Genomic DNA, 6,410 nt, shown 5'->3' on the forward strand with positions numbered 1-6,410 from the left:
CACTCCGGCCGAACTCGGCTGGCAGGTCGGCGCGCAGCCCGTCGCCGACTACGGCTCGGCGAGCCGTGACGCGGAGCAGTACGCCCGCACCGGCGAGACCTCCTCGCACCGCTACGAGCGTCAGCTCGAACAGGCGGCGGAGCCTGACGACGACGACGGGCCCGTGCGGCTGCGGGCCGGCGACAGCATCTCGCGCTGAGACGGCGCGGCCCCGGCCGCGCCCTCAGAGCAGCTTGTCGGGCGTGATGGGCAGCTCGCGGACGCGCTTGCCGGTGGCGTGAAACACCGCGTTGGCGACGGCGGCCGCTGCCCCCACGATGCCGATCTCGCCAAGGCCCTTGATCCCCAGCGGATTGGCCTCGTCGGCCTCGTCCACGAAGATCACCTCGATGTCCCGGACGTCGGCATGCGACGGGATGTGGTACTCGCCGAAATTGTGGTTCATGAAGCGGCCGAGACGGCGGTCCGGCATGCTCTCCTCGTGCAGCGCCATGCCGATCCCCATGACCACGCCGCCGAGGATCTGGCTGCGCGCCGTCATCTGGTTGAGGATCTTTCCGGCCGCGATCGCGCTGACGACGCGGGTGACGCGCACGACGCCGAGCTCCTCGTCCACGCGAACCTCCGCGAAGACCGCGGAGTGCGTGTAGGCGGCGAACTTCTTCTGGAACTCCTCGTCCGGGGCGAAGTCCGCCTTCGCCTCGACCCTCTCCCGCCCCGCCGCCTTCAGCGCCTCGACATAGGAGATCGACCCCGCCGGGTCGTCCTTCCGCGCCACACGCCCGCCTGAGAAAACGACGTGGTCGAGCGCCGCGTTGGCGAGCGGCGAGTTCTCCATCGCGCGGGCGTGCTTCAGGATTTCCTCGCGCAACGCCGCGCAGGCCATCTGCGCCGCTGAGCCGGCCGAGGCCGCGGCCCATGAGCCGCCCTCCACCGGGGCCATCGGCAGAGACGAGTCGCCGATCCGAACCACCACGTCGTCGATCGGCAGCCCGAGCGCGTCCGCGCCGATCTGCGCCAGGATCGTGTAGGTGCCGGTGCCGATGTCGGCGGTCGCGCAGGCGATCTCGAGCTTGCCGTCCGCCGTCAGCGCGGCGCGCGCGGAATGCGGCTGCATCATCGCCTCCCAGCAGCCCGTCGCGACGCCGAGCCCGACCAGATCGCGCCCCTCCCGCATCGAACGCGGCTCCGGGGAGCGCCGCGACCAGCCGAAAGCCTCGGCGCCGCGCTCGTAGCAGGCGCGCAGCTCCTTGGAGGAGAACGGCTTGTCGTCGTTCTGGTCGCGCTCGGCGTAATTGCGCAGCCGGAGCTCCAGCGGATCGACCTTCGCCGCGTAGGCGAGCTCGTCGATCGCCGCCTCCAGCGCGTAGACGCCGGTGGTCGCGCCCGGGGCCCGCATGTCGCCGGGCGTCGCGGTGTCGACCTTGGCGAGCCGGTAGGACAGGCTGACATTGTCGCAGGCGTAGATCAGCCCCGACCAGTTCACGACCGCCTCCTGATAGTCCTCATAGGTCGACGTGCAGGCGATCGCGTCGTGGCGGATCGACCGGAGGCGCCCGTCGGGCCCGGCGCCGAGCGCCACGGTCTGCAGCGTGTCCGGCCGGTAGGTGAAGGTGAACATCTGGTCGCGCGTCAGCGTCACCCGCACCGAGCGCTTCAGCCTCAGCGCGGCCATTACGGCGAGCGTCAGCTGATATTGCGGGCGCAGGCCGCTGCCGAACGCGCCGCCCACGAAGGGCGACAGGACCCGCACGTCGTCCTCCGGCAGGCCGAACAGGTTGACGACGAACGCCTTGGTGTTCGTCACGCCCTGCACCTTGTCGTGCACCACCAGCTTGCCGCCCCGCCAGAACACGGTCGAGGCGTGCGGCTCCATCGGGTTGTGATGCTCGACCGCGATCCGGTAGTCGCCCGAAACTTTTACGGGGGCCGCAGCGAACGCGCCGTCCGCGTCGCCGCGGGGCGGAGGAGGCGGGGGCACGCCGTCGCGCTTCTCGGGCGGGTCATAGGCCGCGTCGCGGCGCTCGGCGACGTCCACGACGCCCGCCTCGACCTCATACTCGACCCTGACCAGCGCCGCCGCGTCGCGCGCGGCCTCGAAGGTTTCGGCCACCACCAGCGCGACGGGCTGGCCGCTATAGACGACCCGCTCGTCGAGCAGTGGAATGAACGGAAGGCCGGGCGGCGCCGCCTGGTCCTGGTGCGACTCGGCGTCGGTCGTGACCGTTGGCCGATCCTTGTGGGTCAGGATCGCGACGACGCCCGGCGTCGCCCGCGCGGCTTCCAGATCGAACCGCAGGATCCGGCCCTTCGCGACTGAACTCGACACCACGACCCCATAGGCGAGGTCCTCCGCCGGAAACTCCCCGGCGTATTGCGCAAGGCCGCTGACCTTGAGCGGTCCGTCGACCCGCGGCTGGGCGCCGCCCACATAGCCCTCCGGCATCGCGCCCTCCCTCAGTTGATCGACTTGTCGGACTGGCGCTGCGGCGTCGCGGCCGCGGCCTGTTCGAGCGCGCGCACGATCGCGCGCCGGGCGAGCTCGATCTTGAAGTCGTTGTCGCCCTGTCCGCGGGCCCCCTGCAGAAGGCGATCGGCGGCCGCGCCAAAAGCCTCGCGCGACGGTTTTTGACCGCGCAGCAGCGCCTCGGCCTCCGGAACCCGCCACGGCTTGTGCGCCACCCCGCCGAGCGCGACGCGCGCATCCCGGATCGTGTCGCCATCGAGCTCCAGCCCGGCTGCGACGGAAACCAGCGCGAAGGCGTAGGAGAGCCGGTCGCGCAGCTTGAGATAGGTGTGGTGAGGCCCGAAGCGCGGCGCCGGAAGCTCGACCGCGGTGATCAGCTCGCCATGCTGCAGCGTGTTGTCGGCCTCCGGCCGGTCGCCCGGCAGGCGGTGGAAGTCCTCGAACGCGATGGTCCGCTCGCCTCCCGGTCCCGCGACATGCACGACGGCTTCGAGCGCCGCGAGCGCGACGCACATGTCCGAGGGGTGGGTGGCGATGCAGCCCTCGCTCGCGCCGAGGATCGCGTGGATGCGGTTCACCCCGCCGATCGCGCCGCAGCCGGTCCCGGGCGCGCGTTTGTTGCAGGGGGTCTGGACGTCATAGAAGTAGTAGCAGCGGGTGCGCTGGAGCAGGTTGCCGCCGGTGGTGGCCGCGTTGCGGAGCTGCGCCGAGGCGCCCGCCAGGATCGCGCTCGCGAGCAGCGGGTAGTCGCGCTCGACCCGCGGATCGTAGGCGAGGTCGGAGTTCGGCACGAGCGCGCCGATCCTGAGCCCGCCGCCGGCGGTCGCGGTGATCTCGCGCAGCGGCAGGCGCGTGATGTCGACCAGCCGGCCCGGCCGCTCGACGTCGTATTTCATCAGGTCGACCAGATTGGTGCCGCCGGCGATGTAGTGGGCGTGGGGGTCGCCCGAGACGGCGCTGATCGCCTCCGCGACGCTTTCGGCGCGGGCGTAGGAGAAGTTCATCATTCCGCGGCCTCCTGCGACGCGCCGGCGCCCATGGCGGCCTCGACCGCGTCGACGATGTTCGTGTAGGCGCCGCAGCGGCAGAGATTGCCGCTCATCAGCTCGCGGATTTCGGCCCGCGTCCGGGCGCGGCCCTCCTGCACCAGCGCCACCGCCGAGCAGATCTGCCCGGGCGTGCAGTAACCGCACTGGAAGGCGTCATGGGCGACGAAGGCCTCCTGCATCGGATGCAGCCGGCCCGGCGCGCCGATCCCTTCGATCGTGGTTATCTCGCGGCCGTCATTCATGACGGCGAGCTGGAGACAGGAGTTCACCCGGCGGCCGTCGATCAGCACCGTGCAGGCGCCGCACTGGCCCTGGTCGCACCCCTTCTTCGTGCCGGTGAGGTGCAGCCGCTCGCGCAGCAGGTCGAGCACCGTGGTGGAAGGCGCGACGGAGAGCGTCTGCGGCTTGCCGTTCACGGTCAGCGACACCGTTACGGCGCCGGGCGCACCGCTGACATAGACCACTCGGCTTCCCCTCTTCTGGATGGTTCGGACGAGCGGCGCCGCCGCCCGGTTAAGAACCGTTCCAGGGAGAAGACGTTCCGTCCGCCGTCACTCGATCCAGAGACCGTGAGCGCGGTGCCAATCCTCGATCGACTGCTCCGGATATTCGTCGAAGGCGAGGTCGTTCGGGCCGATCGCGGGCTCGACCCAGGAAGCCTTGGAGCCGAGCATCAGATGCGTGCGCGCCGGAGGGACCGGAAGCTCGCTGTCGACCGCCGAGGCGAACGGATGCACCAGGTCCGGCCAGTTCGGATCGTAGAGCCACAGCGCCGAGCCGCAGCGCGAGCAGAAATTCCGCTCCGCGCTGCTGCGGTGAAGGTGGCCCTCGGCGTCGGCGAGTTCGGCGCGGAACACGCCGATCGCCTTCTCGCCCTTGATCTTCAGCGTCGTCGCGTCGGCGTGCAGGTTGATCGCAAAGCCGCCGCCGCCGGCGGTCTTCCGGCAGATCGAGCAGTAGCAGAGCTGGTAGGGATAGGGCGCGTGGCTCTGGACCGAGAAGCCGACCGCGCCGCACTTGCATGAGCCTTCGAGCGTCATCGGCATCCCGGCGTCCTTCCTCGAGAGCGTCGCGCCTACCCCGCCGTTCAGGCGGCCTTCCTGAACTCCGCCTTGCCCTGCTCGTCGAGGGCGCGGAAATCCTCGTCGGAGAGCGCGATGGCGGCCGCCGCGACGTTCTCCTCGAGATGCTTCACCTTCGAGGTGCCCGGAATGGGCAGCATCACCGGGCTGCGCTTCAGCACCCAGGCGAGCGCCACCTGGCTCGGGGTCGCGCCGATCTTCTTCGCGATCGTGTCCAGCACCGAGCCGGGCCTGGCGAGCTCGCCCGCCGCGAGCGGGTACCAGGGAATGAAGCCGAGACCGTTCTGCGCGCAGAAGTCCAGCACGTCCTCGCTGGTCCGGTCGACCAGGTTGTAGCGGTTCTGCACGGTCGCGACGGTGAAGTGCTTCTGCGCCGCCTTGATCTCCGCAACGCCGACCTCGCTCAGGCCGAGCTGGTCGATCAGGCCCTCCTTCTGCATCTCGGCCAGCACGCCGAACTGCTCGTCCTGCGGGACCTTGGGATCGATGCGGTGGAGCTGCCAGAGGTCGATGCGCTCCACGCCGAGCCGGCGGAGGCTCATCAGCACGCACTGGCGGAGATATTCGGGGCGGCCGACCGGCAGCCAGACGTTGGGGCCGTGGCGGGTGAGGCCGCCCTTGGTGGCGATGAGAAGCCCGTCATAGGGGTGAAGCGCCTCCCGGATCAGCTCCTCGCTGACGAACGGGCCGTAGCTGTCCGCCGTGTCGATGAAGTTGACGCCGAGCTCGGGCAGCCGGCGCAGCGTCCTCAGGCTCTCCTCGCGGTCTTTCGGCTCGCCCCAGATCCCGTCGCCGGTGACGCGCATCGCGCCGTAGCCCAGGCGGTGGATCGTCCGCCCGGCGAGTTCGAAGGTTCCGGAAGCGGCTGCGTCGGGGTTGCTCATGGGTCAGCTCCTTGTTCGCCAAAAGCGTCGGCTTCGGACTTGGTTCCGACTTTCGCCCGCGCAACCCGGACGCTTCTTGCGTCCCCGAACGTCGCCACTCGCTTCTGCGCATGGGGCGCGGCGCATTGGCCACGCTTCCGGGCGACCGAGAGGTATCTTTTTAGGGGCGGCTCCCTGTCCGGTCCGGGATGACGGCTTAATTCGGTTTTAGGCGGCGCCTTGCGAACCGCCGATTGAGGAGAGTTCGATGCCGAACTCGTCGAGGAGCGGCGCGATAGCCGCAACCGTGAAAATCGCGGCCGGCGCGGATCGCAGCCATTACGACGCCGCCTCGATCGTCCTGCACTGGGCCACCGTGGTCCTCGTCGTCCTGCTGTTCGCGCTCGCCGAGGTCTGGGACTTCCTGCCGAGGCCGGAGCGGCATCTGCTGATCGTCGCCCACATGTCGTTCGGGATCATCCTGACGGCTGTGATCATCGCCCGCATCGCGTGGCGGCTGACGCCGGGACATCAGGTCCGCCCCGCGGTCACGGGCTGGGTCGAGCTCGCGGCGAAGAGCGTTCATTACGTACTTTACGGCCTGCTCGCCGCGCAGGCCCTGCTGGGCTTCGCGATCCGCTGGTCGGGCGAGAATCCCAAGGCGATGAGCTTTTTCGGCCTGTTGATCCCGTCGCCGTTCGGACCGAGTTCGAAAGCTCTGCACGAGCTGTTCGAGCAAACGCATGACTGGCTGGCCTGGGCCATCATCATCATCGCGGCGGGCCACGCCCTTGCGGCGCTCTATCACCAGTACGTGCTGAAGGACGACGTGCTTCGGCGCATGCTGCCGGAGGGGCACGCCCGACAGTCCGGGCGCACGGCGCCGCGACCCTGACCCGTCAGCGGCCGAGCGCGCGCCGGTAGAGCGTCGACCGGCTCACCCCGAGCT

7 protein-coding genes are annotated in these 6,410 nt (G+C 69.9%); 2 read left to right on the forward strand and 5 right to left on the reverse strand.

All coding sequences use genetic code 11. The annotated features are described in order from the left end of the window. Positions 1-199: hypothetical protein (locus tag ACIKT0_RS11180; protein ID WP_407105421.1), on the forward strand; the 199-nt coding region annotated here is incomplete at its 5' end. A gap of 24 nt (positions 200-223) precedes the next feature. Here the strand turns inward: ACIKT0_RS11180 and ACIKT0_RS11185 are convergent. The 5 genes from ACIKT0_RS11185 to ACIKT0_RS11205 form a co-directional block, all read right to left on the reverse strand. Then, complete coding sequence (locus ACIKT0_RS11185) at positions 224-2,446, reverse strand: xanthine dehydrogenase family protein molybdopterin-binding subunit (RefSeq protein WP_407105422.1); 2,223 nt, start codon at positions 2,444-2,446, stop codon at positions 224-226. Between the two features lie 11 nt (positions 2,447-2,457). Continuing rightward, the gene (locus ACIKT0_RS11190; protein WP_407105423.1) at positions 2,458-3,474 is read right to left on the reverse strand and encodes an FAD binding domain-containing protein; all 1,017 of its coding nucleotides are present in this window, start codon (positions 3,472-3,474) and stop codon (positions 2,458-2,460) included. After that, on the reverse strand, positions 3,471-3,980 hold the full coding sequence (locus ACIKT0_RS11195) for a (2Fe-2S)-binding protein (RefSeq protein ID WP_407105424.1): 510 nt from the start codon (positions 3,978-3,980) through the stop codon (positions 3,471-3,473). The genes ACIKT0_RS11190 and ACIKT0_RS11195 overlap by 4 nt, the downstream gene beginning before the upstream one ends. 87 nt (positions 3,981-4,067) lie before the next feature. Next, on the reverse strand, positions 4,068-4,562 hold the full coding sequence (locus ACIKT0_RS11200) for a GFA family protein (protein ID WP_407105425.1): 495 nt from the start codon (positions 4,560-4,562) through the stop codon (positions 4,068-4,070). Between the two features lie 41 nt (positions 4,563-4,603). Next, positions 4,604-5,482, reverse strand: coding sequence for an aldo/keto reductase (locus ACIKT0_RS11205; protein WP_407105426.1), 879 nt, complete (start codon positions 5,480-5,482; stop codon positions 4,604-4,606). A gap of 247 nt (positions 5,483-5,729) precedes the next feature. Here ACIKT0_RS11205 and ACIKT0_RS11210 point away from each other — a divergent pair, with 247 nt between their 5' ends. Continuing rightward, positions 5,730-6,356 carry a cytochrome b gene (locus tag ACIKT0_RS11210; protein ID WP_407105427.1) on the forward strand — a complete coding sequence of 209 codons (627 nt, stop codon included), beginning with the start codon at positions 5,730-5,732 and terminating at the stop codon, positions 6,354-6,356. Positions 6,357-6,410 lie beyond the last annotated feature (54 nt).

The sequence above is a fragment of the Hansschlegelia beijingensis genome (assembly GCF_045505405.1).
GTDB classification, from domain to species: domain Bacteria; phylum Pseudomonadota; class Alphaproteobacteria; order Rhizobiales; family Methylopilaceae; genus Methylopila; species Methylopila beijingensis_A.

Coding starts and splice junctions, on each gene's coding strand:
- ACIKT0_RS11185 (WP_407105422.1), bottom strand. CDS start 2,446: ATGCCGGAGGGCTATGTGGGCGGCGCCCAGCCGCGGGTCGACGGACCG.
- ACIKT0_RS11190 (WP_407105423.1), bottom strand. CDS start 3,474: ATGATGAACTTCTCCTACGCCCGCGCCGAAAGCGTCGCGGAGGCGATC.
- ACIKT0_RS11200 (WP_407105425.1), bottom strand. CDS start 4,562: ATGCCGATGACGCTCGAAGGCTCATGCAAGTGCGGCGCGGTCGGCTTC.
- ACIKT0_RS11205 (WP_407105426.1), bottom strand. CDS start 5,482: ATGAGCAACCCCGACGCAGCCGCTTCCGGAACCTTCGAACTCGCCGGG.
- ACIKT0_RS11210 (WP_407105427.1), top strand. CDS start 5,730: ATGCCGAACTCGTCGAGGAGCGGCGCGATAGCCGCAACCGTGAAAATC.